Origin of the sequence: Legionella sp. D16C41 (assembly GCF_048541585.1) — a bacterium.
Taxonomy (GTDB): Bacteria; Pseudomonadota; Gammaproteobacteria; order Legionellales; family Legionellaceae; genus Legionella_C.
On the sequence record NZ_CP183303.1, the window covers coordinates 1,618,302 to 1,643,553 of the forward strand.

Consider the following 25,252-nt stretch of genomic DNA (forward strand, 5'->3'; position numbering starts at 1 on the left):
ATAACATTAAATGTAATTGTTCATAGACCATGTTTTAATCACGGTAAGATTGAATTTGGTGTGGTTTTGATTAAAATTGTGCTCAAAAATTGGTGTATAGTCTTTTAGAGTAGTTTAAAGCATGATTTTTGTACATCACATACGGTCTTTTGGTGCGTAGAGTAAGCGTTTATTATTAAATTGAGGCTTTATATGGCAAATTTAGCAGTTGTATTTCCTGGCCAAGGTTCACAATCTATAGGCATGTTAGAGGAATTAGCTAAGAGCTACCCAATTATTCAAGAAACTTTTAATAGTGCCTCAGAGCGTGTTAATTATGATATATGGCAACTTATTCAAGAAGGCCCTGAAGAAAAATTAAACCAAACAGAAATTACCCAAGTAGTGATGTTAACTGCTAATGTAGCTGTCTATAATTTATTGCGTCAGTTAGGTTTGCCACAGCCTAAGTGGATGGCTGGCCATAGTTTAGGAGAGTATGCAGCCTTAGTTTGTGCTGAAGCTATGAGTTTAGAAGATGGTGTGCAATTAGTTGCAAAGCGAGGCCGGCTTATGCAGGAGACTATTCCGCTAGGGCAAGGTGCTATGGCCGCTGTAATTGGTTTGAGTGATGAAGTAGTCAATCAAATTTGCAATGAAATTAGTAACGATTATGAACAGGTTTCTGTGGCGAACTACAATACTATTGGTCAAGTTGTTATTGCAGGTCATAGTCTTGCAGTAGAAAACGCAATCGAAAAAGCAAATTTAAAAGGCGCTAGAATGGCTAAAGTTATTCCAGTCAGCGTCCCTTGTCACTGTTCTTTATTAAAAAACGCTGCTAGCGCTTTTGCAGAAGTTTTACGCGAAGTACCTTTTAAAACGCCTGAAGTCAAAGTTGTAAGTAATGTTGATTTAAGTATCTATGAGGCGCCTAACCAAATTCGTTCTTTATTGGAAGAGCAGTTGTTTAAACCAGTAAGATGGGTCGAAATAATCCAGTTGTTGCAAAAAAATGGTATAGGGCAATTTATAGAATGTGGTCCTGGCAAAGTTCTCTCCGGCTTAATTAAGCGTATTGATAGAGGGTTATTAATATTTAATACTCATGATAAAAACTCAATTGAACAAACCTTGTCTCATTTTAAGACCAATGAGGTTGATTCTATTAATAATTTACCAATCTAATTTTAAAGATTAATGATGATTCAATATAGGGGTTTAAATGGTTAACCTAGAAGGAAAAGTAGCTTTAGTAACAGGTGCTAGTCGAGGTATCGGAAAAGCTATTGCTGAAACTTTGGCACAGAGAGGGGCTTATGTAATTGGTACGGCAACCACTGACGAATCTGCTTTATTAATAAGTAATAGTTTTAATAATGCTAATCTTGCAGGAGAAGGTTTAAAACTTGATGTTACAAGTGCAGATAGTGTCGAGAGTTTGATGACCCAACTTTCAGATGAAAAAAAATTACCTTCAATCTTAGTGAATAATGCCGGTATTACTGCAGATAATTTACTATTACGCATGGATGATGATGAATGGTACCGCGTTATAGAAACTAATTTAAATTCTATTTACCGTATGAGTAAAGCTTGTGTAAAATCTATGTTTAGAGCCAGATGGGGTCGTATTATTACTATTGGTTCAGTGGTTGGCTCAAGTGGAAATTCCGGTCAAGTCAACTATACTACTGCTAAAGCAGGAGTAGTCGGTTTTTCTAAGTCATTAGCGCAAGAATTAGCGAGTCGTGGTGTTACTGTTAACGTTGTGGCCCCGGGTTTTATTGAAACAGATATGACAGATTCTTTACCGGACTTAGTAAAAGAGGAAATGCTCAAGCGGATTCCTATGAAGCGTTTTGGACACGTAAATGATATAGCTGAAGTTGTTGCATTTTTAGCCTCTGATAGTGCAAATTATATTACCGGTGAGACTATCCATATTAATGGTGGCTTATACATGGATTAATGAAAAAAAGGTTTTTTAAGGGTATTCTGGTAAACTTATAATAATTAAGCTTGCGTTCTCTCGAGAAATGAATAAACTACCCACCATATATTTTTTTAACCTTAAGAAAGGAAATACAAGTTATGAGTACAGTTGAAGAGCGAGTTCGTAAAATTGTTGGTGAACAGTTAGGTGTTAAGGAAAATGAGTTAACAAACGATGCTTCTTTTGTTGAAGACTTGGGTGCTGATTCCCTTGACACAGTAGAACTCGTTATGGCTCTTGAAGAAGAATTTGAAACTGAAATTCCAGATGAGAAAGCAGAGAAGATTACTACTATTCAAGAAGCAATTGACTATATTGAAGCAAATATGAACAAAGAAGAAGCTTAATAATTAAGGAGCTATTCATTGAGTAAGCGGCGTGTTGTAGTGACCGGCATGGGGATGGTTACCCCGCTTGGTCTAAATGTAGAAGATACTTGGCAAGCTATTTTGGCGGGTAAAAGTGGTGTTAACTCTGTTGAAGGGTTTGATACGACTGATTTTCCAACTAAAATATGGGCTAAAGTAAAGAATTTTAACATTGAAGAATATGTCCCTCTCAAAGAAGCTCGTAAAATGGATGTTTTTACGCAATATGGGTTGGCCGCAGCTGAAGAAGCTTTAGCTAGCTCTGGGCTTATTATCGATGATAAAATAAGCTTGCGTGCTGGTGTAGCTGTCGGTGCTGGTATTGGTGGTATAGAAACCATTACTAATAACCAAGAAAAACTAATGACCGGCGGGCCACGTAAAGTTTCTCCTTTTTTTATACCTGCTGGTATCATCAATATGGTTGCCGGCCAAATATCAATTAGATATAAATTAAAAGGCCCTAATATTTCGGTAGTAACAGCTTGTACTACAGGCACACATAATATTGGTTTAGCAGGTAGAATGATAGCCTATGGCGATGCTGACGTTATGGTTTGTGGTGGCGCCGAAATGACCACTACGCCACTATGTTTGGCTGGCTTTTCTGCCGTACGTTCACTATCTAAACGAAATGATGAACCTGAAAAAGCATCACGTCCTTGGGATAAGGATAGAGATGGATTTGTTATGGGTGAGGGCGCAGGCATTTTAATCCTTGAAGAGTATGAACATGCTAAATCTCGGAATGCAAAAATATATGCTGAACTAGTAGGGTTTGGTATGTCTGGAGACGCTTTTCATATCACAGCACCCGATGAGGACGCAGATGGCGCCTCACGAGCAATGCTAACGGCTATTGAAGATGCAAATATAAGCCCTTCGATGGTTGATTATATTAACGCACACGGTACTTCTACTTATTTAAATGATTTAAATGAAACTAAAGCCGTTAAAAGAGTGTTTGATGACCATGCTTATAAACTAGCAATAAGCTCAACTAAGTCTATGACTGGCCATTTATTAGGTGCTGCAGGTGCAGTAGAAGCAATATTTACTATCTTAGCTATTCAAGATCAAATTGCACCGCCTACGATTAATTTAGATCAGCCTGATGAAGGATGTGATTTAAACTATGTGTCTCATGAGCCACAATCTAGAAAGATAGATTATGCATTAAGTAATTCTTTAGGATTTGGTGGAACTAACGGCAGCCTATTATTTAAACGTTATACTTCTGTTTAATTAAATAAATTTTATTGTTGAAAGTATAATAATTAAGCCTGGCTTATATATAAATCACTAATTTAACTTCGTTTTAAATAATGTCTACTATACATTTAAAATAATATTCTATGGTTTGAGACTTATTTTAATAATAACTTTCAGTTGGTCAAAAATGCAAAGTATTAATTTAAAGCTTTGCAAGTCTAAATCTTAGTATAATAAGAAATGTATTGTTGTCTTAAACAGTAAAATAATTTAAATTAGATTGTTAATTTATGCGGCCGTATTGCTGTAATTCATCGACATCAAGTACCACAAATTTGTGATATTCAAACAATATTGGAATTAAAATAAATAGATTAAATTTCTATTTTTTCTGTAAGAATAATGACTTTAACGTTTTTAATATCACGTATGAAACAAGTTTACAGGGGCTAATTCATGCACCAGGATAAGCGTTAGCTGTCAATGCTGCAAAAAAGCCTATTATATAAGCAGCGTCTAATATTGGTGTAATAAATGCAAGATGACAGCTCTCCTTTAAAAAATCAACCTGCCCAGGTAAAACAAAAGCGCCCAATCGTAAAAATTGTTGTTAGAACTTTAATCTTATTGGGCTTAACAGCCGTATTGCTTTTAATTTGGCTCTATATGCTTTTAAATAAACCCATGATGACAGCCGGAAAATCTCTTATCTTAGAAGTAAAGCCAAATTCAACAGCCACAGCATTAATTCAAAATTTATATAAAAATGGTTTTATTGATTCTAAATTTACTATAGAAAATTATATTAAATATAAAGGGTTAGCTAATCAATTAAAAGCAGGTGTTTATCAGATACAGCCAGACGAGTCAGCACCAGATTTAATTGATAGAATTGTAGCTGGTGATGTTTTAATAGCTGCGTTTCGAATAATTGAAGGGAGTAATCTATATCAGATTAAACAAAAGCTGTCCCAAGCTCCATATCTTCACTACGAGCCCAATGACTGGCTATCTATTATAGGTAAATACACTAGTGCTGAAGGATTATTGCTTGCGGACACCTACTATTATGATGCTGGCAGTGATGCAAAGCGACTTTTAATAACGGCAAACAAAAAACTATTAGCTATTTTAGATACTAATTGGGAAACAAGAAGTCCAAACCTACCTTATAAAACACCATATGAATTACTTATTGCCGCATCCATTTTGGAAAAAGAAACATCGTTGTCTCAAGAGCGAAAAATTATTAGTGGTATTGTAGTTAATCGCATAAAAAAACAAATGCCCCTTCAAATGGACCCAACTGTGATTTATGCTCTAGGTTCAACTTATTCCGGTAAACTTAGTCATCAAGATTTGGCAACTAACTCTCCTTATAACACTTACCTTTATAGGGGTTTACCGCCCACCCCGATTGCTATGGTTGGTCGCGACGCTATTGAAGCAGCTGCTCATCCTCAGTTTTCAAATTACCTATATTTTGTCGCAAAGGGTGATGGAACTCATATTTTCTCTACAACCTATGAGGAACAGAAAAAAGCAATTGCTCGTTATATGAATAAGGAGAATTAATGATTCCTGGACAGTTTATTGTAGTGGAAGGCCTTGAAGGTGCAGGTAAAACAACTGCAATTGAAACAATAAAGCATTATCTTCAAGATAAAGTAAAGAAAGTTATAGTCACTCGTGAGCCCGGGGGGACTTATATTGGAGAAAAAATTAGGACGTTAATTAAAGAAGCTATTGCTGATGAGCCATTAGATAGTCGCAGTGAACTGTTACTATTGTATGCTGCTAGAGTCCAGCTGATTCAAAATGTTATTCAACCAGCTTTAGCAAGGGGAGAATGGGTAATCGCGGATCGTTTTGAATTATCAACCTATGCCTATCAAGGCGGTGGCAGGGGCATTAGTCAGGCTATTTTAGATAGTTTATCTGAATTTTGCCTAGACAAACTGCAGCCAAATTTAACTATATTTTTAGATATTTCCCCTAAGCAGGGGCTTGAACGAGCTAATAGTCGAGGCCAAACAGATCGTATTGAGCAAGAATCATTATCTTTTTTTAACCGTGTATATCAAGCTTATCAGCAAAAATTAAAGCTGACTAAAAAAGTAGTGATTATTGATGCGAGTATGCCTTTAGAAAGCGTACAGCAAGCTATTTGCTTACAATTAAAAATCTTTTTGGATGAAAATGCATACTGTTAATTTGGCCGTTACGAATCCTGAATACCTTAAATTTTTGCAAACTTTTGAGGAGGGACATAAGCAAGAGCGTCTACACCACGCATTTTTATTACAAGGTTCATCTACAGCGAGTTTAACGGCTCTATATGGCCAAATGATAACTACTCTTTTATGTAAAGAGACTAACAGGCCCTGCGGTGTGTGTAAATCGTGTTTATTGATTAAACATAATGAGCATCCTGATTTATATCAAATTAAACCAGAAAAACCTGGAACTGCTATTAAAGTTGAGCAAATTAGAGAATTACATAACTATTTGTATACTTCCTCACAAGTAGCTAAAAGTAAAGTAATTCTAATTTTACATGCGGAAAGAATGAATCGTGCTGCAGCAAATTCATTATTAAAAATGTTAGAAGAGCCACCAAATGGTATATATTTTATTTTGATAATTGAGTCTATAAGCCAGATGCCAGCTACTATTCTTAGTCGTTGTCAAAAATGGTATTTTACTGATTTTAATTTTAATCTCGAGAATTACATTGCTCAATTTGAACAATATAATGTGGAAAGTTCGCTAGCAACTTTACTTAAACAGAAAGAATTGTTTCTTGATGATTTAATAAATATTAAAAAGAAACAGGTATCTATAAATGCTATTGCAGAAAAATGGTCAGTTTATGATTTAAACGACCTAACTCGGTTTATCTATCTGATAATTGCACAGATGATACATAATTATTTTTCTACTATACCTCTAGACTCAAACATATCATTTAAATTAGAAGAATTAACACGAGGGTTTAAAATTACTTCTTTATTTACTTTGCTTGATAAGTTAAATCAAGCTAGTAAAAATTTAAGCTATAGTATAACTATAAATCAATTACTGACTCTAGAAGATTTATTGTTAAGCTTTCTGTGCGAGTAGGAGTATAAATGATTGACGTGCCTATTATAAATGGAAATTTTCCAACAGAAGCTGCTCTTTATACAGCTTATATGCCTTTTATAACCAATGGCGGATTATTTATAAGAACAAATTTAGTATTGACTTTGGGTACTCAAGTACAATTATCATTAAAATTACTTAATGAAACTAAACCATATACTATTTCTGCTAAAGTCGCCTGGATTACACCGCGTGGATCGCAAGGTAACAAGCCTGCTGGATTAGGCCTACAATTCATAGGTGAAGAAAGCCCGGCATTAAAAAATAAAATAGAAACCTATTTAGCTGCCATGCTAAAATCATCGCAAATAACTGACACAATATAGCTATGTTAATCGACTCACATTGTCATTTAAACCTTCTTGACCTAAACGATTTTGATAATCAACTAGATAATGTATTAGCGGCTGCTTTTCAAAATGGTGTGGAGTCACTTCTATGCGTCTGTGTAGAGTTGACTGATTACCCAATTCTTTGTGAAATAGCTAATCAGTATAAACAAGTTAAAATTTCAGTAGGCTTACATCCTAATAATTTAGTAGAGCACGAGCCTAGCGCGGCAACACTTGTAGAGTTAGCTAAACAACATTCAGCTTGTATTGCTATTGGTGAAACAGGGCTTGATTATTATCGTGTGCTTGAATTGAACGCGCAAAAACAACAGCAAGAGAGATTTCGTGCACATATTCAAGCAGCTATTGCTTGTGAAAAGCCCCTAATTATTCATACGCGTCAAGCGGCAGAAGATACTTTGCAGGTTATGGCTGAGGAAAAGGCAAGCCAGATTGGCGGTGTTATGCATTGTTTTGCTGAAGACTTAGATATTGCTAAAAGAGCCATAGATATGAATTTTTATATCTCTTTATCAGGCATTGTAACCTTTAAAAACGCAGCAGCTTTGCATGACGTAGCTAGAAGTATACCTCTAGACCGATTACTAATTGAAACGGACTCACCTTATTTAGCTCCGGTACCTTATCGCGGAAAACAGAATCATCCAGCTTTAGTAAAGTATGTAGCTGAGGCTATTAGTAAGCTTAAAGGAATTACCTATGAAGAAGTTGCAAGTCAGACTACACTAAATTTTAGGCGTTGTTTTAAACTAGTTTAATTATTAATTAGGTTAATTCCCCATGCAAACTAAAACCCAAGTTGTTATTATTGGAGCCGGTCCGGTTGGTTTAAGTATGGCTATTGGCCTTGCTCGCCAAGGTATTAAGAGTATTATTATTGAAAAGCATGCTTCTACTACGAGTCATCCTAAGGCGCGTGGAATTAATACAAGGACTATGGAAATTTTTAGACTTTGGGAAATGGAAGCCGCTTTACGACAATATCAATTACCTAAAGAAGCGCTTCGCTTTATTTGGTTTGAATCCTTACAAGGAAAAGAGCTTACTCGAATTAGTGCTAAACCTAGACCAGCTCTACACAGCCCAACCTCAATTGCTTTAATTTCCCAAGATTGGGTCGAGCAAGAATTATTAAATAAGGTTAAAGATTATCCCGAAATTACTTATTATTTTAATGCCGAAATGACTGCTATAAAGCAGACAGAAGAATCCGTAGTAACCACTGTAAAAGATACCATAAGCGGTAAAGTATATCATATTAATTCAGCTTATTTAGTCGCTGCAGATGGAGCCTCAAGTCCTGCTCGAAAGCTACTTAATATAGGTATGCTAGGTAGAGAGAATTTAGGTGAATTTTGTAATATTTATTGTGAAATGGATTTAGCAAAATACATGCAGGATAGGCCTAGTATTGGGTATATCTTTACTCGTGAAGATATTATGGGAACAATACTACTATCTAAAGATGGGGCACGTAAATGGTTAGTTGGCATACGTTATGATGTTCGCCCGGATTTATCAAGAGAAAGTTTTACCGATGCGTTTTGCTTGCAAGAAATTAAAAAAATTATTCAAGATGAAACTATTGACATAAAACTCATTAATAAAGCTTTCTGGACAATGGCTGCATTGATTGCAGAACGCTATCGTGTTAAGAGAATTTTGCTAGCCGGTGATGCTGCGCATCGATTACCCCCTACAGGGGGCTTGGGTATGAATACTGGTATTCAGGATGCTCATAACCTTGCCTGGAAATTAGCCGCTGTTATTAAGGGTTATGCTGAGGAAGCATTGTTAGATACTTATTTTGAAGAGCGTGCTCCTATTGCTTATCACAACATTCAGTGGAGTACTAAAAACGCCTTACGTTATAATAAAATTTTTACAGCATTGCAAAGTGGTGATTATAAAACGATGACCGCTGCAATAGAAGAGCAAAATGAGCATGTTAATCAAATTAACTTGGATTTAGGTTTTTGCTATGAAAAAGGGGCAATTATTGCCGAAGAGGCCTTCTCATCGCCTACCGATTTATCTGATTATCAGCCGTCAACTTTGCCTGGTTGTAGAGCGCCTCATTATATTTTAGAAAAAGAGAAAAAAATATTATCAACACTTGATCTTTTTGATAAGAATTTTGTGTTGCTATGTTCGGATAAAACGGATGCTTGGCATAAGGCAGCTTTAAAGTATAGTAATGTACTCCTCATAAGTTATCGTATTGGGGAGCAGGGAGATTTACAAGATCCAGCAGGGCAATGGCTATCAGTTTATCAAATTAATAGCACAGGCGCTGTCTTAATAAGGCCTGATGGACATGTTGCTTGGCGTAGCCGAGAAATGGTTATAAATCCAGATAAATGTCTAAAAGAAGTATTTCAGAAATTATTATTTAAAAAACTTAAATAGCGAAGTGTTAAAATTCATTTGCAAGTTCGATTAATTTCTATAAACAATGCCTATTGCATTAATTTCAATGTATTATCGGAAGCAACTACTAACTCAACTTAATTGATTTATACCTTTAACTTAAAATAGGTCTAAATATTGGATTGGAGTGGATACAGGCATGAAGTTATATGTTGGAATTATGTCAGGGACAAGTATGGACGGAATTGACGTTGCTTTAATTAATCTTACTAAAAATGAAATTATTAACGGTATAACTTGCCCTTATGATCCTGAGGTTAAAGTTAGGCTTAAAGAGACTATGAGCTTAGAGGCTCATGATTTAGGTTATTTTAGTCAGTTAAATACTTTGTTGGGCAGAGAATTTGCGAAAGCAGTTTTATTGTTATTAGAGAAAAGTAACCAAAGTGCACGAAATATTACGGCCATTGGTAGCCATGGGCAAACTATCTGCCATAACACTGCAATAGATATCCCTTATAGCGTTCAATTGGGATGCCCGCATACTATTGCAGAAATGACTAAAATTACTGTGGTAGCTGATTTTAGAACACGTGACTTAGTGGCTGGCGGCCAGGGCGCACCTTTTGCACCAATTTATCATCAGGCTATTTTTCGCGATTTTAGTTTTCCATTAGCTGTTGTTAATGTAGGCGGGATAGCAAACTTAACTTATCTTAAAAATGAGCATGATGTTAGTGGATATGATGTTGGTCCAGGAAATTGCTTAATGGATGCTTGGGTTTATAAGCACTTAGGTGTTGATTATGATAAAAATGGTGATTGGGCAGCCTCAGGTACAGTTATAAAGCCTTTATTAAATAGCTTACTACAAGATTCCTTTTTTTTACGTCAAGCGCCTAAAAGTATTGGTAAAGAATATTTCTCATTAAAATGGCTTAGAAGCTATTTTAATGATGATTATAGCGCTGTAGATATACAAGCGACTCTGCTGCGACTAACAGCAATGGGTATCGCCAAAAGCGTAAAAGGATTAATTTCTAACTCTCACCATTTATTTATTTGTGGCGGCGGAGCACACAATAATGCTTTACTAAATGAACTCACTTATCTACTTCCAGACGTTAGGGTTTTATCAACGCAAAAAATCAATATTAATCCTGATTTTATTGAAGCAGCCATGTTTGCTTGGCTAGCTGATAAAACCTTAAATAACATTGCACTCAATCTTAATTCAATTACCGGTGCCAAACATCCTACAATTTTAGGAGCAATTTATCCTGCAGGGATTGACAAGTTAAATTCTCTTGCGGTGTAATGCATGTTTTCTTTTAGACAAAGATAGTATTTTGAGAGCAGTAAATTCAGAGCCTGGGCATTATCTTAAATTAAATGCCTATATAATTTTTATCTTGTCAGCAACTTTTTATTTATATGAATTTGTTTTACAAGTAGCACCAAGTGTAATGGCTGATTCAATGATGAAAACCTTTAAAGTTGGTGCTGCCGGGTTTGGAATTGTTTCTGCCTTTTACTTTTATGCTTATGCGCCTATGCAACTACCAGCTGGATTGCTGTTTGATCGTTATGGTCCACGTAAATTAATGACTGGAGCGTTGATTTTATGTGCCATTGGCTCATTTTTTTTTGCTTCAACTGATACTCTTTTTACTGCAGCATTAGGGCGATTTTTAATTGGAATTGGTTCTGCTTTTTCCTTTATCGGTGTTTTAGTCCTTGTCTCTCGATGGTTTCCGCCGCAACAGTTTGCTCTACTAGCAGGAATTGCTCAATTAATGAGTTCAGTAGGGGCAATGTTTGGTGAAATGCCATTAGCCTCTTTAATTCAAGCAATAGGATGGCGGCAAGCAAGTTTTGTATTAGCACTCATTGGCCTTGCCTTGGCTTTGTTAATTTGGTTAGTTATTCGTGATTATCCAGAAAAGCACAGGCAGATCATAGCCAAGCGTCATGTACGTGAAGAGTGGCAACGTCTTATACAAGTATGCGGCCGAGCCTATACTTGGATTGTTGGCGCTTATTCCTGTGCGATATGGACTCCAATTGCTGTATTTGCAGCGTTATGGGGGGTACCGTATCTACAACAAAAATTTCACATTACAATCCTTGCCGCTTCAGGATTATGTAGCATGATTTGGTTAGGTATTGGCGTTGGTAGTCCTTTATTAGGTTGGTTAAGTGATAGGATTTATAGTCGTCGTATTGCGCTAATTACTAGTGCACTTTTAGGTTTATTGGCAACTATTCTATTATTGTATGTGCCTAATATTGGCATAAACTGGATGTATTTAATTCTATTTGTATTAGGGCTTGGTGCTGGTGGTCAAACAGTTAGCTTTGCTGTAGTTAAAGATAATAATCCACCTGAATTGGTAGGTACAGCGTCAGGTTTTAATAACTTATCAGTACTTATTGGCGGCGCAGTATTTCAGCCTTTGGTTGGTATTTTTCTACATAATAGTGGTCAATGGCAGCAAAATGAAATCCCTGTTTATTCTTTGATAAGTTATAACAAAGCCCTACTAGTCATGCCCTGTTGTTTTTTTATAAGTTTTATTATTGCTGCATTTATTTTAAAGGAATCTCATCCAGGTGCTATAAAAAAATAAAAATTTATAATATATATCATCAGCCATTAAGCTTTATACTTCGTTGCAAGCTCTTTCAGCTTTCTCTGTGCATCCTTTGCCTCTTTCACTTGCGACTTTTCTAAAATTTAGTGGGTGAGGCTATAGAAAGATTAAATCTTAGTGAAAGGCTTAATTTAATTACAAATTAATTAAAAATTATACTTAAAATGCACTGTGTAACATGCTACATTATTATTTTAAAATATGATTTTTTGTTTAAATGCACTAAATATAGCCTTTCAGAAAGCAGAAAATCTATTAATTAGATTACTGAATTTCACAGTTAGCGACTACAGTTGAGCTACCATGATTGGTAATTTCAACTTCGGCACTAGCATCAACACTGATGGTTAGATCATCATTGTTTTTAACTTTAATCGATACGTGCTGACCTTCTTTAAGGGCATGGTTATTAACTTTGCCAGAATGTTTTAACATCACAGCAGTCAAAACGTTCTTATTCGATTTAGTCACTAATTTACATTTCATTGAAAGTTGCCATACAAATGGGTTTGTCAATATTTTTGCTTGATTAGGCTCAAACTCATAATGCCTAGATGCTAAGTCAGTGGCATAACTAGAGGCAGATAAAGTCAGTGCCATTAAACTAATAAGTCCTTTATTTTTCATTATTATAAGCTTCCTAAAATAAGTTAATAACAGCAAGCCTTTACATAGGATCAAAAATAAAAAATTTTGAAAAACACTTTTCATCAGACCTGCTTTCCATAGTTAGCCCAAAACCAGCGATTAATGAATCTATCGCATAAGTGGCGGGACGGTAAAAGAAGGCTAAAGCTATTTTTTATTTTATATCTTATGCAAAGCATGCAAACTAATCATTTCATAATTTTAATAATTTGTGTAGATTAAAATTATTAATTAATAATCTTAATGACAAGGCAGTTATTTTCAGGAAAAATTAAGTAAGCTAAATAAAAATTTTATTATTATGGATAAAAAAGCAAAAATTCTTCAAGAAAAGTCTCTACATAAAGGATATTTAAGCCTAGCTAAGTATAATTTCGAAGTTTTAAGTTTAGCTAATCAGAAAAAGGCTATTGTGATATCTGAACGAGAAGTTATTACAACGTCAGATTCAGTTTCAATATTGCTTTATCTTCCTAGTTTAGATAGTTTTATTTTTTGCCAACAATTTAGACCAGGTGTTTTTTTAAATGCAACTAATGACAATAGTTTTATTTTAGAATGCGTTGCAGGAAATATTGATTCAGGAGAGAGTCCAGAGGAAGCAGCTTGTCGTGAGGTCAAGGAAGAGACAGGACTTGTTATAAAAAATTTGCAGCTAATTGCTAATGTTTATAAAAGTCCAGGCTTATTAACGGAAAAAAATTATCTGTTTTATGCAGAAGTAGCAAAGCCGCCACAAGGCAAGTTGCATGGTATTGATGACGAACAAATTATCACTCAGGTTATTGAGCGAGAAAAGGTATATGAGTTAATGGATAAAAGACAGCTATTAGATGCTGCTACATTATTAACACTTAATTGGTTTCGCGCTCAAGCTTGAAATTTAATTTTAAGAAAACCTCTAAAGCCATTAGTTTTTTATTAAAGGATTTAATGAAATTATGGTTTATCTATTATTAACTCTATTTATGCTAATTATTGTGATTAAATACAATATGTTAGCAAAGCTTAGTTTATCTCTTAATAAATACATAAGTTGGGAGTCAACCAATTTAGATTCTACTAAAGTTAAGATCAGCAATAGTTTAACTCATAATGATTTAATTAGATTAATGGAGCGGTTTGATTATAAACCTGGCGGAGGAATTTGTTTTGGTTTTACGTTAACTTGGGCACAGGATGTCGTTGCAGTAAGAGAAGCTGTTTTTTATGAACGACTTAATTTAGTCAGAAACGAAAAAGCTCATTTTGCTTCTAAGTTGGGAGTGATTACGCGAAAGATTAGAAGTCATCAATTAATCAATCAGCAAGAAAATCAATTACTAGAAGTAAAGTCATTTATTGAAGCTGTTTGCATTGCGCAATCTCCTAATAACTATGAAGAGCTCTATAATAAGCGCCTAACCCAAACTAATGTCGATAATATTATTAATATTGCTCAGCAAGGTTTAATTTGTGGTGATTTAGCTATTAAGCGGGTTTTTACTAAAACGGTAGCATTTTCTACCTCATCAGAGGTAATACAATACTTTAAATATTTAGCTTTTTTAATTCAAAAATTTGACAATTTAGCCATAGTTATAAGTAATGAGAGACATTCAATAGGCTTAAAAAAAGATGTGCGCGGTTGGTTATTGCTTGATATTAATTACCTATATCGGCAATCACCTGATTATCCTTATCTTATACTTAATGATGAGCAATTAAGTTATCAGTTAAATACTAGTTTTAATGAGCAAGCCCAATTTATTATTAATTTTGATTTTATTGCCCTGGATAATTTAACGCTAAGAAAGCAACTAGCAGCGCTAAATGATATGTTTCCAGTTACTCATAAGCATTTTCTTTTTAAAAATAGCCGTGAGGTTAGCTTTATAGCTATTTGTGCGCAAAGCGGTGATGAACAAAGTATAGCGGAGCTTGTTAAGTTACATAATTCAAGGCGCTACCTCTTAACGCCAGAGGAAATTAGAACTGCCTTAGAATTTGCTATAGATGGTAATCAAATGCGTATCCTGACCTTGTTAATGTATTTACATGGTTTTGATATTAATATGGCTTGCCTTTCTGATGGCACAACAGCCTTAGGTTTAGCGTGTGAGTTTGGGAATTTGTCATTAGTTAAATTATTATTAACGCACACTTGTATAAATGTTGATGCTACAAATTGTAATGGCGATACGCCGCTTATGCTTGCCTGTAAAAAATCTAAAAAAAGCATGGAGTTAATTACAGTACTATTGGAGGCAGGAGCGAGTGTAATTAAAGAAAATGATAGGCATCAAAATGCATTAGCTATTGCTAAAGTAAATGATAATTATGTAGCTATTTCCGCTATCAGAATTTATGAACGTTCTAAATGCTTAACTGATATAGTAACAAATCGAAGAGATTTAAGTTTACTGGAAGGGCAATATCCACCACTTTCTACTCTAGCTACTTATGGCTATACTTTTTTTACATCTCAAAGCCCAGCAGCTCCTATAGAGAAAGCTATCAAGCCAGAATCCTTAGGCAAATGTTCCTTAAATTAAGTCTAAAATTATGTTTATAATTTTTAAACAATCAGCAAATAAAGGACTGTTTATAGATAGATGCTATAAGAATAGACCTCCGCATACCCTATTATGCAAGAGGTCTAATAAGTGACTAAGGCACATCTCGAGTTTTTTCACCGGTATAGAGCTGACGTGGCCGGCCGAGTTTAGAGCGGCTGGCAACCATTTCCATCCAGTGAGACATCCAGCCTACAGTTCTTGCTAGGGCAAAAATAACGGTAAACATATTAGTAGGAATGCCAATTGCGCTTAATGTCAGTCCAGAGTAAAAATCTACATTTGGATAGAGTTTCTTTTCAATAAAGTAATCATCTTCAAGGGCAATTCGCTCAAGTTCCATCGCTAGTTTAAAGAGAGGTGAATCTAGTGCACCTACAGCTTGTAATACAGCATGACAGGTTTTACGCATGACTTTAGCACGCGGATCGTAGCTTTTATAAACCCTATGGCCAAAGCCCATTAAGCGGAATGGATCATCTTTGTCTTTAGCACGCTTAATGTAATGGTTAATATTTTTAACATCACCAATTTCTTTTAACATATTAAGGCATGCTTCATTAGCACCGCCGTGAGCAGGTCCCCATAGAGCACCTATCCCTGCTGATATACAGGCATAAGGGTTTGCCCCTGTTGAACCTGCAAGCCTTACAGTTGAAGTTGAAGCGTTTTGCTCATGATCAGCGTGAAGAATAAAAATAGTATCCATTGCATTAACAATGATTGGGTTAGGTGTAACATTCTCTGTGGGCACACCAAACATCATATGCAAGAAATTTTCAGCATACGACATTTTGTTTAAGGGATACATATAAGGCTGCCCAACTGAATATTTATAACTCATAGCAGCAAGCGTTGGCATTTTAGCAATTAGACGTATAGCAGACATATATCTATCATGCTGATTGTTTAAATCAGTAGAATCATGATAGAACGCAGATAAAGCGCCAACTATTCCAACCATAATGGCCATTGGATGCGCATCGCGTCGAAACCCATTTAAAAATTGATACATTTGTTGATGTACCATAGTATGGTTATTAATAAGACTAACAAAACTCTTTTTTTCTTCTTCGTCTGGTAATTCGCCTTTTAAAAGTAAGTAACTGACGTCTAAAAAATCTTTCTTTTCAGCAAGTTGCTCAATAGGATATCCTCTATAGAGCAACATACCTTTATCGCCATCGATGAAGGTTATTTTTGATTCACAAGCAGCAGTTGAAACAAACCCTGGATCAAAAGTAAATAAGCCGACCTGACTTAGGTTGTTAATATCAATAACATCATTACCAAGTGTAGGACTATAGATTGGTAATTCTACCGGCTCATGGCCCTCTAGCCTAAGTTCGGCAAATTTTTTGGTCATAGCGTCTCCTGAGTAATGGCTTGAGAGCCTAGATGCGTTAAAGCCCAAGACTATATAAAAATGCTGTCAATGAGTCTACAGTTTTTTTTATACCAATTGTGTAATTATAATACAGTTTGGGTTTTTTAAGGGTTTGGTGTTTAAATTATTGGTGCATAAGTGTTTCTTTTAATACAATAATATAATTGATATAAAAGAAAAAGCATTTAATGCTTTTAAGTCCTAAAAGCTTGATTGTGATTGTGATTCAATTAAAGCTATCTGTATGGTATCCTTACAAAATCTTATTTTTAAAATTGCATAAGGATCTTTGTTCACCATGATTTATTCTGCCAAAGAAATTATATCAGTTAATATTGAAGATGAATTAAAGCAGTCCTACCTTGACTATGCAATGAGTGTTATTGTAGGCCGCGCGTTACCTGATGTACGCGATGGTTTAAAGCCAGTTCATAGACGGGTTTTGTTTGCAATGAATGAATTGGGAAATGATTGGAATAAAGCTTATAAAAAATCTGCAAGGGTAGTGGGCGATGTAATAGGTAAATATCATCCACATGGCGATACAGCAGTTTATGATACCATTGTACGTATGGCGCAACCATTTTCTATGCGTTATCTCTTAATAGATGGCCAAGGAAATTTTGGCTCAGTAGATGGTGATAGAGCAGCAGCAATGCGTTATACCGAAATACGTATGTCTAAGCTTGCACATGCTTTATTAGCAGATTTAGAGAAAGATACCGTTGATTTTGTGCCCAATTATGATGAAACAGAATTTGCTCCTTCTGTTTTACCGACTAGAATTCCTAATTTATTAGTTAATGGCTCTTCGGGTATTGCTGTAGGAATGGCTACTAATATCCCGCCTCATAATTTAACTGAAGTCTTAAATGCATGCATTGCTTTAATTAAAGACCCAAGCTTATCTATTGAAGAATTAATGGATTATATTCCAGCGCCAGATTTTCCTACGGCGGCTATTATCAATGGTAGAGCTGGTATTGTTCAAGCATACCAAACGGGACGAGGGCGAATTTTCATTAGAGCCCGTACTGAGATTGAAACTGATGCTCATACCGGCAAGCATGCAATTATTATTACAGAGCTGCCCTATCAAGTAAATAAAGCTCGCTTAATAGAGAAAATTGCCGAATTAGTTCGGGAGAAAAAAATTGAAGGCATTTCAGGATTAAGAGATGAATCTGACAAACAAGGTATGCGTGTTGTTATTGAGCTAAAACGGGGTGAAGTAGCAGAAGTTATTTTAAATAATCTGTATGCTCATACTCAGATGCAAAATGTTTTTGGTATCAATATGGTAGCCTTAGTAGATGGCCAGCCAAGAACATTAAATTTAAAACAAGTTCTAGAGTATTTTATTAAGCATCGGCGCGAAGTTGTAACTAGACGTACTCTTTTTGAACTTAAAAAAGCACGTGATAGAGCACATCTATTAGAAGGGTTAGGAATTGCTCTGGCAAATATTGATGAAATGATAGAGTTAATCAAGGAATCGCCAACCCCACAAGATGCAAAAGAACGCTTATTGGCAAAGACTTGGCAGGCGGGACTAGTAAAAAGCATGTTACAGAGTGCAGGTAGTGATGCTTGCCGACCAGATAATTTATCAGCAGAATTTGGGCTATCAGAAGCTGGTTATCGACTTTCACCAGAACAAGCGCAAGCTATTTTAGAATTAAGATTACATCGCTTAACTGCTTTAGAACAAGATAAAATTATTAAAGAATTTAAAGAGCTTGTAGAACATATTAAGGATCTATTAGATATTCTTGCTTCACCCGATAGATTATTACAAGTTATTCATGATGATTTTATTGAAATTAGAACTCAATTTGGTGACGCTCGTCGTACTGAAGTTATAGCTTCACAAGAAGATTTAACTATTGAAGATTTAATTACAGAAGAAGACGTAGTGGTAACGTTATCGCATGAAGGCTATGTAAAATATCAGCCTTTATCTGCTTACCAGGCTCAGCGGCGAGGAGGTAAGGGTAAGTCTGCAACGAATGTTAAAGACGAGGATTTCATCGAAAAACTTATTATCGCTAGCACTCATGATACACTATTGTGCTTTTCAAATCATGGAAAGCTTTACTGGTTAAAGGCTTATCAATTGCCTTTAGCTAGCCGTATTTCAAGAGGTAAACCTATTATTAATATCTTACCTTTAGCACCAGGTGAGGCCATTAATGCCATGTTACCTGTGCGAGGTTATGATGAGGGTTATTTCGTATTTATGGCAACTAAACATGGTACGGTTAAAAAAGTGCCGCTTGAAGCGTTTAGTAGACCGCGCTCGAATGGAATTATTGCAGTCCATTTAGATGAAGAAGATCGCTTAGTAGGTGTTGATATTACTGATGGCAGTAAAGATATTATGCTATTTACTGATGCAGGGAAGGTTATTCGCTTTGATGAAAAATTAGTTAGGCCAATGGGTAGAACGGCGCGCGGTGTACGTGGCATTCGCCTGCAGGATAACCAGTCTGTCATATCTCTTGTTGTCGCTAAATCAGAAGGTACTATTTTAACCGCAACTGAAAATGGCTATGGTAAACGAACAGATATTGCTGAATATCGAGTTTCAGGTCGTGGCGGCCAAGGTGTTATTTCCATTCAAGTTAATGAAAGAAATGGTAAAGTAGTTCGTGCGCTTCAAGTAGAAGCCGGGGATGAAGCTATGCTCATTACAGATAAAGGCACGTTGGTTCGTTTCAGAGTAGATGAATTATCAGTAATTGGAAGAAATACTCAAGGTGTTCGTTTAATGAACTTACACGCTGGTGAATTAGTAGTTAGTATGCAACGTATTGTAGAACTTGAAGGAACAGAAGACGATTTAATTGCTACCGAAGAAATGACTAATGAATAGAGGTTATAATTTCGGTGCAGGCCCTGCCATGTTGCCTACCGAGATATTGCTTGAGGCACAACAGGAATTATTAAATTGGCAAGGCTTAGGGATGTCTGTAATGGAATTAGGCCATCGGACATCAGAATTTATAGCGCTTATGGAAGAGGCTGAATATTGTTTGCGCCGAATTTTAAATATCCCGCAAAACTATTATGTATTGTTTTTAGGTGGCGCTGCGCGAACACAATTTAGTATGATTCCACTAAATTTACTTAAAACAGGTCAGCAGGCAGGATTCTTTATTACAGGCATATGGTCATCCATGGCTTATGAGGAAGCAAAACGTCTTAAAAAGGCCTATATTATTGCCTCTAGTGAAGAAGCAGGATTTTTAGCAATACCTCCAAAACAAATATGGCAATTTAAAGAAAATACTACCTATATTTACTATACCCCAAATGAAACTGTTAACGGGGTGCGTTTTGCGCCACCGCCGCAACATGCCAATATACCTTTAGTTGCCGATATGACCTCTTGCTTATTAGCAGAGCCTGTTGATATTGCTGATTACGGCTTAATTTTTGCTGGAGCACAAAAAAATATTGCTAATTCAGGTTTAACAATCGTTATTATACGGCAAGATTTAGTTGAAAGTAACAAGCAAAAGAAACTGCCAACAATGCTTGATTTTCGTGTTCATGCTAAAAGTAAATCACTTTACGCAACACCGCCTACCTTTAATTGTTACTTGGCATTAAAAATGTTTAAGTGGATAGAACAACAAGGTGGTGTAGCAGAACTGTATAAACAAAATTGTCAGAAAGCGGCAAAATTATATAATTATATTGATAGTACACCTTTTTATCGGTGCCACATTGATAAAAATGCTAGATCGCTTTTTAATGTTTGTTTTACGCTAGCTAATGATGCGCTTGAAGAGGCTTTTCTTAAACAAGCTGCTAAGAGGGGGTTATTAGCATTAAAAGGCCATCGAGCTGTAGGAGGCCTTAGAGCGAGTATGTATAATTCTATGCCTATCGCAGGTGTTGATTGTTTAATTGAATTTATGAATGATTTTGCCAAGGATAATGTTTTATGAGTGCTCTTGATTTTGTTAGTAGTCCAGTTAAGCAGTTACACGGTGATATTACCGTTCCTGGTGATAAATCAATTTCCCATCGAGCAATCATGTTGGGTGCAATTGCTCATGGTACCACAACTATTAATGGATTTTTGGATGGTGAAGACTGTTTAGCTACCTTAAAGGCATTTTGCTCTCTAGGTGTTTCTATCGAAGGCCCTATAGACCAGCGTGTAATTATCCATGGTGTAGGTAAATATGGGTTACAGCCACCTAGTACGACTATAGATTGTGGTAATTCAGGTACAAGTATACGACTTATGACCGGATTACTTGCTGCTCAACCTTTTGACAGTGTCTTAACTGGAGATGCAAGTTTACTTAAAAGGCCTATGGAAAGAATTAGTAGACCTCTTACTCAGATGGGAGCTGATATAAGTACGACTGAAGGTAAGCCGCCTTTATTTATTAAGGGAGGCCAATCTTTAACAGGTATTACTTATGAAATGCCAGAGGCTAGTGCTCAAGTTAAATCCTGTTTGCTATTGGCAGGTTTATATGCTGATGGTGATACAACTATCGTTGAACCTGGAGTAACACGGGATCATACGGAAAGAATGTTGACAACATTCTCTTACCCAATTCGCAAATGCGACAATAAAATTATAATTAATGCAGATTCTGAGTGCATTGGTACAGATATAATTGTTCCAGGAGATATTTCCTCAGCGGCTTTTTTTATTGTAGCAGCAACTTTAATTCCTGATTCTGATATTTTAATAAGGAATGTTGGCATAAATCCTACACGTACTGGCATTATTCAAATTCTAAAGCAGATGGGCGCGAACATTGAACTAAAAAATAAGCGACTTTATGGTGAAGAGTTAGTAGCTGATTTGCATGTCCGCTATGCCCCTTTAGAAGGTATTGATATTCCTACAACTTTAGTGCCTTTAGCTATTGATGAGTTTCCAGTTATTTTTATTGCTGCTGCTTGTGCTAAGGGGCAAACTCGTTTATATGGCGCTAATGAATTACGTAATAAGGAAAGTGATAGAATTAGTGCTATGGTTGATGGTTTACAGCGACTCGGAATAGAAACACAGGCTTTTATTGACGGGGTTTTTATAAATGGTGGTGTTTTACAAGGTGGTGAAATAGAAAGCTATCATGATCACCGTATTGCCATGGCCTTTGCCATAGCTGGAGCGGTGGCTAAGGATAAAATTAAAATAAAAAATTGTGAGAACGTTGCTACTTCTTTCCCAAGTTTTGTCAAAACAGCTAATATGATTCAACTAGCTATTGAGGAGGAACGTAATGAAGGAAGATAATAGCGTTCCTGTTATTACAATTGATGGCCCTAGTGGAACTGGCAAGGGTACATTATGCTATATGTTAGCTGATCATTTAAATTGGAATGTACTTGATAGTGGTTCAATTTATCGCGTGTTAGCTTACGCTGTTAAATTAAAAGAAATAGATTTTAATGATGTTAATAGTATTGTAGAGTTAGCGCATAAACTAAATGTAAAATTTGAAACAGATCCTCATTTAAAATGTACAGTAATCCTAGATAATCAAGAGGTTTATGAAGCAATAAGAAGTGAGCAATGTGGTCAAGATGCATCAAAAATCGCAGTTATTCCTGAAGTTAGAAAGGCATTACTGGCTAGACAGCGTGCTTTTGCCCAATTTCCAGGCTTGGTAACAGATGGGCGTGATATGGGCACAGTTGTTTTTCCTAACGCAATTTTAAAGATATTTTTACATGCAACCCCTGAGGTTCGTGCACATAGGCGTTATTTACAGTTGAAAGATAGTGGAATTGATGTTAGCCTCGCCGAAGTCATTAAGGAATTATTGATGCGCGATAAGCGTGATACGAGCCGTCAACATGCGCCTTTAACACCAGCTGCAGATGCAATTCTTTTTGATACAACTGGCTTAACGATTGTACAAGTGTTCAATAATGTTTTAAAATTAGTGAACAAGCATCTGGATTTTAAATCACAATTGTTATGAAATTCGGAGTTTAAGCTTCTTATGCTAATGTTAATGACTGACTTAGTATAAGATGTAACTGAATATTGGGAGGCTTTGTGACCTGGACGTCACATGGCTATTTTTTTTACTAGAGAGTTAATTAACATGTCTGAAAGTTTCAAAGAGTTATTCGAGCAAAGCATCGCTGGTGCTCAATTTTATCCTGGCGCTATAATCACCGCAAAAGTTATTGATATCGATGATGATTATGTAACTTTAAATGCTGGTTTGAAATCTGAAGGAATTGTTGCTGTAGAAGAATTTCAAGATAAAAATGGTAAGCTGGAAATCCATATTGGGGACAGCGTTGAAGTTGCTCTAGATTCTGTTGAAGATGGTTTTGGTGAAACGTTACTATCCCGAGAGAAAGCAAAACGTCAAGAAGCATGGCGTAAATTGTCAAAATCGCATGAAAATAATGATACTGTTACCGGTTTAATTTCTGGTAAAGTTAAAGGTGGTTTTACAGTTGAAATTGGTACTATAAGAGCGTTCCTACCCGGTTCCTTGGTTGACGTCAGACCTGTACGTGATCCTTCTTATTTAGAAGGCAAAGAGCTTGAATTTAAAGTTATTAAAATGGATTTGAAGCGAAACAACATTGTTGTTTCTCGTCGAGCTGTAGTAGAAGAAGAAAGTAGTGCAGATAGACAAGCTTTATTAGATTCTTTGCATGATGGACAAATCTTAAATGGTATAGTTAAAAACCTTACAGATTATGGTGCATTTATTGATTTAGGCGGTATTGATGGCTTATTGCATATTACTGACATCTCCTGGAAACGTGTAAAACATCCAAGTGAAGTTCTTACCGTTGGTCAAGATGTAAAAGTTAAGGTCTTAAGTTTTGATAGTGAACGTAATCGAGTTTCCCTAGGCATGAAGCAACTTGGCAATGACCCATGGGTTGACTTAGTAGAACGTTATCCAGTCGGCAAAAAGATGAAAGGCAAAGTCACTAATATTACTGACTATGGTTGCTTTGTTGAGATAGAAGAAGGCGTAGAAGGTTTAGTTCATATGTCTGAAATGGATTGGACTAATAAGAATGTTCATCCAAGTAAAGTTGTTTCTATGGGCGATATAGTTGATGTGATGGTTCTTGAAATTGATGAAGAACGTCGTCGAATTTCTCTCGGTATGAAGCAATGTGTAGGTAACCCTTGGCATCAATTTGCACAAACTCACAGTAAAGGTCAAAAAGTAAGTGGTAAGATTCGTTCAATTACTGATTTTGGTATCTTTATTGGACTTGAAGGTGATATTGATGGCTTAGTTCATTTATCTGATATTTCTTGGACTGTTCCAGGTGAAGAAGCCGTTAAGCAGTTTAAGAAAGGTCAAGAGCTTGAAGCAATTATTTTAGCTATTGATCCAGAAAGAGAACGTATCTCTTTAGGCTTAAAGCAGCTTGAGGGTGATTCTTTTGCAACTTTTGTTGAAGAAAATAACAAGGGCGCTATCGTTAAAGGTAAAGTAGTTAGTATTGAACCAAAAACTGTAACAGTGGACTTAGGTCGTGATGTTATGGGAACAATTCGTGCTAATGAATTATCTGAAGATCGTGTCGATGATGCTACTACTCTTTTTAAAGAAGGTGATGAAGTAGAGGCTAAAATTGTTAATATTGACAAGAAAAACCGTACTATCTCTCTTTCTGTAAAAGCAAAAGATGCTCATGAGCAAGCTGAAGCTATTAAGAAATATTCTCGTAGCGAAGTAGCCGCAACTACTTTAGGGGATCTACTTAAAGAGAAAATGGCTCATAAAGAAGCAGAATAGTCAATTAAATGATGTAATGATATTTTAAAAGCGTAGTTAACTACGCTTTTTTTATCTCTAAATCTAGCTAAAATAGGATTTATGCTTATCTCCAGTCATTTCACTAAAAGCAGTTGGATAATTAACACTGAACTTTTATAAGCAGATAAACCTACTTATTCCTCTAAGATAAGGATTAATGATGCGTATATTAATGATAATTTTATATTTATTTTTGATATTATTAGGGATAAGCTTTGCCGCTTTAAATGCTGCTTCAGTGCAAGTAAACTTCTATGTTGCAACACTAACAATACCTATTTCGTTACTAATAGCTTTGACCTTAGGAGTAGGGTTTTTTATTGGTTTTTTACTCTTTTTGTATCGTTATTGGCGACTCAAACTAGAATGTTTTAAAGTTAGAAATCAATTAAAAATTACTGAGACAGAAATTAAAAATTTAAGAACTATGCCTTTAAAAGATCAACCATAACCTTGAAATAGCTCATCTAATGGCGTCAATTTAAGAACGCTGTCATTTCCAAGTCGGCGAAAATCTACTTTACTGCTTGTACTGTGCCTGTATAGGAATAGATTCCCGCCTGCGCGGGAATGACACAATAAAATCTAGCTAGTATTGGTATCCTTTAAGATACCTTGTCATTTCCGCGTAGGCGGAAATCTATCTTATTGCTTGTACCGTGTCTGTATGGCACTAGGTTCCAGCTTGCGCGGGAATGATACATAAGAATTGTATCTTTTTTATTCTAGACAAAATCTAATTATTTACATATCTTATTGTATTAAAATAAAATAAATTTAATTTAGGAAGAGCTTACAT

At 35.7% G+C, this 25,252-nt stretch carries 22 protein-coding genes; 20 read left to right on the forward strand and 2 right to left on the reverse strand.

The window, feature by feature from the left end:
• Positions 1-192: 192 nt before the first annotated feature.
• The 12 genes from fabD (at position 193) to ACNVED_RS07150 (ending at position 12,052) form a co-directional block, all read left to right on the forward strand.
• Positions 193-1,167, forward strand: coding sequence for an ACP S-malonyltransferase (fabD, locus tag ACNVED_RS07095; protein ID WP_419421054.1), 975 nt, complete (start codon positions 193-195; stop codon positions 1,165-1,167).
• A gap of 37 nt (positions 1,168-1,204) precedes the next feature.
• Complete coding sequence (gene fabG / locus ACNVED_RS07100) at positions 1,205-1,951, forward strand: 3-oxoacyl-ACP reductase FabG (RefSeq protein WP_419421055.1); 747 nt, start codon at positions 1,205-1,207, stop codon at positions 1,949-1,951.
• A gap of 122 nt (positions 1,952-2,073) precedes the next feature.
• The gene (gene acpP / locus ACNVED_RS07105) at positions 2,074-2,322 is read left to right on the forward strand and encodes an acyl carrier protein (protein ID WP_419421056.1); all 249 of its coding nucleotides are present in this window, start codon (positions 2,074-2,076) and stop codon (positions 2,320-2,322) included.
• 18 nt (positions 2,323-2,340) lie between these two features.
• Positions 2,341-3,588: a beta-ketoacyl-ACP synthase II gene (gene fabF / locus ACNVED_RS07110; RefSeq protein ID WP_419421057.1), complete on the forward strand. Its 1,248-nt coding sequence runs from the start codon at positions 2,341-2,343 to the stop codon at positions 3,586-3,588.
• A 501-nt stretch (positions 3,589-4,089) separates the two neighbouring features.
• Positions 4,090-5,130 (forward strand): endolytic transglycosylase MltG, encoded by a 1,041-nt coding sequence (mltG, locus tag ACNVED_RS07115; protein WP_419421058.1) that lies wholly within the window; start codon positions 4,090-4,092, stop codon positions 5,128-5,130.
• A complete protein-coding gene (tmk, locus tag ACNVED_RS07120; RefSeq protein ID WP_419421059.1) occupies positions 5,130-5,768 on the forward strand; it encodes a dTMP kinase in 639 nt (212 codons plus the stop codon). The genes mltG and tmk overlap by 1 nt, the downstream gene beginning before the upstream one ends.
• Positions 5,755-6,678, forward strand: a complete 924-nt coding sequence (locus ACNVED_RS07125) for a hypothetical protein (protein WP_419421060.1) — start codon at positions 5,755-5,757, stop codon at positions 6,676-6,678. Before tmk ends, ACNVED_RS07125 begins: the two co-directional genes overlap by 14 nt.
• An 8-nt stretch (positions 6,679-6,686) precedes the next feature.
• Positions 6,687-7,025 carry a PilZ domain-containing protein gene (locus tag ACNVED_RS07130; protein WP_419421061.1) on the forward strand — a complete coding sequence of 113 codons (339 nt, stop codon included), beginning with the start codon at positions 6,687-6,689 and terminating at the stop codon, positions 7,023-7,025.
• Positions 7,026-7,027: 2 nt separating this feature from the next.
• Positions 7,028-7,810 (forward strand): TatD family hydrolase, encoded by a 783-nt coding sequence (locus ACNVED_RS07135; RefSeq protein ID WP_419421062.1) that lies wholly within the window; start codon positions 7,028-7,030, stop codon positions 7,808-7,810.
• A 22-nt stretch (positions 7,811-7,832) separates the two neighbouring features.
• Positions 7,833-9,461: an FAD-dependent monooxygenase gene (locus ACNVED_RS07140; protein WP_419421063.1), complete on the forward strand. Its 1,629-nt coding sequence runs from the start codon at positions 7,833-7,835 to the stop codon at positions 9,459-9,461.
• A gap of 160 nt (positions 9,462-9,621) precedes the next feature.
• Positions 9,622-10,740, forward strand: a complete 1,119-nt coding sequence (locus ACNVED_RS07145; protein WP_419421064.1) for an anhydro-N-acetylmuramic acid kinase — start codon at positions 9,622-9,624, stop codon at positions 10,738-10,740.
• A gap of 31 nt (positions 10,741-10,771) precedes the next feature.
• Entirely contained in the window at positions 10,772-12,052 is a 1,281-nt protein-coding gene (locus ACNVED_RS07150) for an MFS transporter (RefSeq protein ID WP_419421065.1), read from the forward strand.
• Positions 12,053-12,340: 288 nt separating this feature from the next.
• Here the strand turns inward: ACNVED_RS07150 and ACNVED_RS07155 are convergent, their stop codons facing one another.
• Complete coding sequence (locus ACNVED_RS07155; RefSeq protein WP_419421066.1) at positions 12,341-12,703, reverse strand: hypothetical protein; 363 nt, start codon at positions 12,701-12,703, stop codon at positions 12,341-12,343.
• Between the two features lie 322 nt (positions 12,704-13,025).
• Here ACNVED_RS07155 and ACNVED_RS07160 point away from each other — a divergent pair, with 322 nt between their 5' ends.
• Complete coding sequence (locus ACNVED_RS07160; RefSeq protein ID WP_419421067.1) at positions 13,026-13,604, forward strand: NUDIX domain-containing protein; 579 nt, start codon at positions 13,026-13,028, stop codon at positions 13,602-13,604.
• Between the two features lie 61 nt (positions 13,605-13,665).
• Entirely contained in the window at positions 13,666-15,258 is a 1,593-nt protein-coding gene (locus tag ACNVED_RS07165) for an ankyrin repeat domain-containing protein (protein WP_419421068.1), read from the forward strand.
• A 115-nt stretch (positions 15,259-15,373) separates the two neighbouring features.
• On the opposite strand, the gene gltA is transcribed toward ACNVED_RS07165, so the two are convergent.
• The gene (gltA, locus tag ACNVED_RS07170) at positions 15,374-16,645 is read right to left on the reverse strand and encodes a citrate synthase (protein WP_419421069.1); all 1,272 of its coding nucleotides are present in this window, start codon (positions 16,643-16,645) and stop codon (positions 15,374-15,376) included.
• A gap of 319 nt (positions 16,646-16,964) precedes the next feature.
• Between gltA and gyrA the strand changes: the two genes are divergently transcribed.
• The 6 genes from gyrA to ACNVED_RS07200 all read left to right on the forward strand — a co-directional run bounded on the left by gyrA (position 16,965) and on the right by ACNVED_RS07200 (position 24,904).
• Positions 16,965-19,541 (forward strand): DNA gyrase subunit A, encoded by a 2,577-nt coding sequence (gyrA, locus tag ACNVED_RS07175; protein WP_419421070.1) that lies wholly within the window; start codon positions 16,965-16,967, stop codon positions 19,539-19,541.
• Complete coding sequence (serC, locus tag ACNVED_RS07180) at positions 19,534-20,622, forward strand: 3-phosphoserine/phosphohydroxythreonine transaminase (protein WP_419421071.1); 1,089 nt, start codon at positions 19,534-19,536, stop codon at positions 20,620-20,622. Before gyrA ends, serC begins: the two co-directional genes overlap by 8 nt.
• A complete protein-coding gene (gene aroA, locus ACNVED_RS07185; RefSeq protein ID WP_419421072.1) occupies positions 20,619-21,938 on the forward strand; it encodes a 3-phosphoshikimate 1-carboxyvinyltransferase in 1,320 nt (439 codons plus the stop codon). Before serC ends, aroA begins: the two co-directional genes overlap by 4 nt.
• The gene (gene cmk, locus ACNVED_RS07190) at positions 21,925-22,629 is read left to right on the forward strand and encodes a (d)CMP kinase (protein WP_419421073.1); all 705 of its coding nucleotides are present in this window, start codon (positions 21,925-21,927) and stop codon (positions 22,627-22,629) included. The genes aroA and cmk overlap by 14 nt, the downstream gene beginning before the upstream one ends.
• A 126-nt stretch (positions 22,630-22,755) precedes the next feature.
• The gene (gene rpsA / locus ACNVED_RS07195; protein ID WP_419421074.1) at positions 22,756-24,432 is read left to right on the forward strand and encodes a 30S ribosomal protein S1; all 1,677 of its coding nucleotides are present in this window, start codon (positions 22,756-22,758) and stop codon (positions 24,430-24,432) included.
• Positions 24,433-24,625: 193 nt separating this feature from the next.
• On the forward strand, positions 24,626-24,904 hold the full coding sequence (locus ACNVED_RS07200; protein WP_419421075.1) for a lipopolysaccharide assembly protein LapA domain-containing protein: 279 nt from the start codon (positions 24,626-24,628) through the stop codon (positions 24,902-24,904).
• Positions 24,905-25,252 lie beyond the last annotated feature (348 nt).

Excerpts from the sequence above, each read along its gene's own strand:
- tmk (WP_419421059.1), top strand. The coding sequence starts at position 5,130 with ATGATTCCTGGACAGTTTATTGTAGTGGAAGGCCTTGAAGGTGCAGGT.
- ACNVED_RS07155 (WP_419421066.1), bottom strand. The coding sequence starts at position 12,703 with ATGAAAAATAAAGGACTTATTAGTTTAATGGCACTGACTTTATCTGCC.
- ACNVED_RS07130 (WP_419421061.1), top strand. The coding sequence starts at position 6,687 with ATGATTGACGTGCCTATTATAAATGGAAATTTTCCAACAGAAGCTGCT.
- acpP (WP_419421056.1), top strand. The coding sequence starts at position 2,074 with ATGAGTACAGTTGAAGAGCGAGTTCGTAAAATTGTTGGTGAACAGTTA.
- gltA (WP_419421069.1), bottom strand. The coding sequence starts at position 16,645 with ATGACCAAAAAATTTGCCGAACTTAGGCTAGAGGGCCATGAGCCGGTA.
- ACNVED_RS07140 (WP_419421063.1), top strand. The coding sequence starts at position 7,833 with ATGCAAACTAAAACCCAAGTTGTTATTATTGGAGCCGGTCCGGTTGGT.
- fabG (WP_419421055.1), top strand. The coding sequence starts at position 1,205 with ATGGTTAACCTAGAAGGAAAAGTAGCTTTAGTAACAGGTGCTAGTCGA.
- ACNVED_RS07125 (WP_419421060.1), top strand. The coding sequence starts at position 5,755 with ATGCATACTGTTAATTTGGCCGTTACGAATCCTGAATACCTTAAATTT.
- ACNVED_RS07200 (WP_419421075.1), top strand. The coding sequence starts at position 24,626 with ATGATAATTTTATATTTATTTTTGATATTATTAGGGATAAGCTTTGCC.
- rpsA (WP_419421074.1), top strand. The coding sequence starts at position 22,756 with ATGTCTGAAAGTTTCAAAGAGTTATTCGAGCAAAGCATCGCTGGTGCT.
- gyrA (WP_419421070.1), top strand. The coding sequence starts at position 16,965 with ATGATTTATTCTGCCAAAGAAATTATATCAGTTAATATTGAAGATGAA.
- ACNVED_RS07135 (WP_419421062.1), top strand. The coding sequence starts at position 7,028 with ATGTTAATCGACTCACATTGTCATTTAAACCTTCTTGACCTAAACGAT.
- cmk (WP_419421073.1), top strand. The coding sequence starts at position 21,925 with ATGAAGGAAGATAATAGCGTTCCTGTTATTACAATTGATGGCCCTAGT.
- ACNVED_RS07145 (WP_419421064.1), top strand. The coding sequence starts at position 9,622 with ATGAAGTTATATGTTGGAATTATGTCAGGGACAAGTATGGACGGAATT.
- serC (WP_419421071.1), top strand. The coding sequence starts at position 19,534 with ATGAATAGAGGTTATAATTTCGGTGCAGGCCCTGCCATGTTGCCTACC.
- ACNVED_RS07165 (WP_419421068.1), top strand. The coding sequence starts at position 13,666 with ATGGTTTATCTATTATTAACTCTATTTATGCTAATTATTGTGATTAAA.
- mltG (WP_419421058.1), top strand. The coding sequence starts at position 4,090 with ATGCAAGATGACAGCTCTCCTTTAAAAAATCAACCTGCCCAGGTAAAA.
- aroA (WP_419421072.1), top strand. The coding sequence starts at position 20,619 with ATGAGTGCTCTTGATTTTGTTAGTAGTCCAGTTAAGCAGTTACACGGT.
- fabD (WP_419421054.1), top strand. The coding sequence starts at position 193 with ATGGCAAATTTAGCAGTTGTATTTCCTGGCCAAGGTTCACAATCTATA.
- ACNVED_RS07160 (WP_419421067.1), top strand. The coding sequence starts at position 13,026 with ATGGATAAAAAAGCAAAAATTCTTCAAGAAAAGTCTCTACATAAAGGA.